This window comes from Thalassospira sp. CH_XMU1458 (genome assembly GCF_037027205.1).
Taxonomy (GTDB): domain Bacteria; phylum Pseudomonadota; class Alphaproteobacteria; order Rhodospirillales; family Thalassospiraceae; genus Thalassospira; species Thalassospira tepidiphila.
Window position 1 is genome coordinate 1 of record NZ_JAYMDW010000006.1, and the last position, 2,596, is coordinate 2,596.

Sequence of the window (2,596 nt, forward strand, 5' to 3'; positions counted from 1 at the left end):
AGCGTCATGTCCAGCAGCAGACCCAGACGGCTCGGCAGCGACTTCATGAACCAGATGTGGGCAACAGGTGCCGCCAGTTCGATATGGCCCATACGTTCACGACGTACTTTGGCCAGAGTCACTTCGACGCCGCATTTCTCACAGATAATGCCGCGATACTTCATACGCTTGTACTTGCCGCACAAGCATTCGTAGTCCTTCACCGGACCAAAAATGCGCGCACAGAACAGGCCGTCGCGCTCCGGTTTGAAGGTCCGGTAGTTGATGGTTTCCGGTTTCTTGATCTCGCCGAACGACCAGGAGCGGATACGCTCCGGGCTGGCAATCTGAATCCGGATCTGATCGAAGCTCTGGGTGCCCTGCGGCTGCCCGAAGATCTTCATCAACTCGTTCATAAAGGCTCTCCCGCTATGCCCGGTCTCGCCGGGTTTCGCCAATTTCAGGCCGAAAGATGCGATTTGGCGACCGGGATGCCCGGATGGGCACCCCTGTCAGCCAAACACTTAGAAATCGTTCTGCTCAAGCTCGACATTGAGGCCAAGCGAACGGAGTTCTTTAACGAGAACGTTAAAGGATTCCGGAATGCCGGCTTCGAAGGTGTCTTCGCCGCGAACAATGGCTTCGTAGACCTTGGTACGGCCCGAAACGTCATCCGACTTGACCGTAAGCATTTCCTGGAGGGTGTAAGCGGCACCGTAAGCTTCGAGTGCCCACACTTCCATCTCCCCGAAACGCTGGCCACCGAACTGCGCCTTACCACCCAGCGGCTGCTGGGTAACAAGAGAGTACGGACCAATCGAACGTGCGTGGATCTTGTCGTCGACCAAGTGGTGCAGTTTGAGCATGTAGATATAGCCCACTGTCACCTTGCGATGGAATTTCTCACCGGTACGACCGTCATAGAGGTCGACCTGGCCAGAACCATCAAGGCCTGCTTTTTCAAGCATACGAACAACATCCGGCTCACGGGCACCGTCGAAGACCGGGGTGGCCATCGGGACGCCGCGACGCAGGTTGTTACCAAGTTCAATGACTTCGCCATCAGAAAGCTCTTTGATGCCGGCGATATATTCTTCGCCTTCGTAGACATCATTAAGCTTGCTGCGCAGGTCATCCATCTCGCCACGACCATCGGCAACAGCATCGACGAGTTCGCCGATCTGTTCGCCCAGACCACGAGACGCCCAACCAAGGTGGGTTTCAAGGATCTGGCCGACGTTCATACGCGACGGAACACCCAGCGGGTTCAAAACGATATCGACCGGCGTACCGTCTTCGAGGTGCGGCATGTCTTCAACCGGCATAATGCGCGATACGACACCCTTGTTCCCGTGACGGCCGGCCATTTTATCACCCGGCTGCATTTTACGTTTAACTGCAACGAAGACTTTGACCATCTTCATCACGCCCGGCGGCAATTCGTCACCGGCCTGCAGTTTGTCGACCTTGTCATCGAAGCGGGCCTGAAGAACAGCAATCGATTCCTCGAACTGCTTTTTCAGAGCTTCGATGTCAGACATGACATTGTCATCTGCAACAGCGATCTGGCGCCAAAGACCACGGGCAACGCCCGACAGGCTTTCTTCGGTCAACTCGCCGGTCAGGCCCTTCGGACCATCGACCAGTTTCTGACCAACCAGAAGGTTCTGCAAACGACCATAGAAGTTACGCTCGAGGATCGCGCGTTCGTCATCGCGGTCCTGTGCGAGACGTTCGATTTCTGCGCGTTCGATCGCCAGAGCACGTTCGTCCTTGTCAACGCCACGACGTGAGAACACGCGGACTTCAACAATGGTACCGAACTGTCCCGGCGGGACACGAAGCGAGGTATCGCGAACGTCAGATGCTTTTTCACCGAAGATGGCGCGCAGAAGTTTTTCTTCCGGCGTCATCGGGCTTTCGCCCTTCGGCGTTACCTTACCGACAAGGATATCGCCCGGCTTGATTTCCGCACCGATGTAGACAATGCCCGCCTCGTCGAGGTTTTTGAGCGCTTCTTCACCGACGTTCGGAATATCACGGGTGATTTCTTCCTGACCGAGTTTGGTATCGCGGGCCATGACTTCGAATTCCTCGATGTGGATCGAGGTATAGACGTCATCGCGGGCAATACGTTCGGACAGAAGGATGGAGTCCTCGAAGTTGTAACCGTTCCACGGCATGAACGCGACGAGCACGTTACGGCCGAGGGCGAGTTCACCCATATCGGTACACGGACCATCCGAAATGATGTCACCTTTCTGGACAACATCGCCAACTTTCACCAGCGGACGCTGGTTGATGCAGCTGCCCTGGTTGGAACGCTGATATTTCAGCAGGGTGTAAATATCGACACCCGATTCCGAAGCAGCAATGTCACCAGTTGCGCGAATGACCATACGGGTCGCGTCAACGGATTCAACAACACCATCACGGCGTGCGATCAAGGTTGCACCCGAATCACGTGCCACCGGAACTTCCATACCGGTCCCGACATACGGAGCCTCGGAGCGGATCAACGGAACCGCCTGACGCTGCATGTTCGAGCCCATCAGTGCGCGGTTCGCGTCATCGTTCTCAAGGAACGGAATGAGCGCGGATGCGACCGATACCAGCT

General features: G+C 56.0%; 2 protein-coding genes. Both read right to left on the reverse strand.

Annotated elements, in window-relative coordinates:
- Positions 1-395, reverse strand: a 395-nt coding sequence (locus WBY09_RS19810) for a hypothetical protein (RefSeq protein ID WP_336233677.1), incomplete at its 3' end; no start/stop codon positions are given.
- Positions 396-503: 108 nt separating this feature from the next.
- Positions 504-2,596, reverse strand: a 2,093-nt coding sequence (gene rpoB, locus WBY09_RS19815; protein WP_336233678.1) for a DNA-directed RNA polymerase subunit beta, incomplete at its 5' end; no start/stop codon positions are given.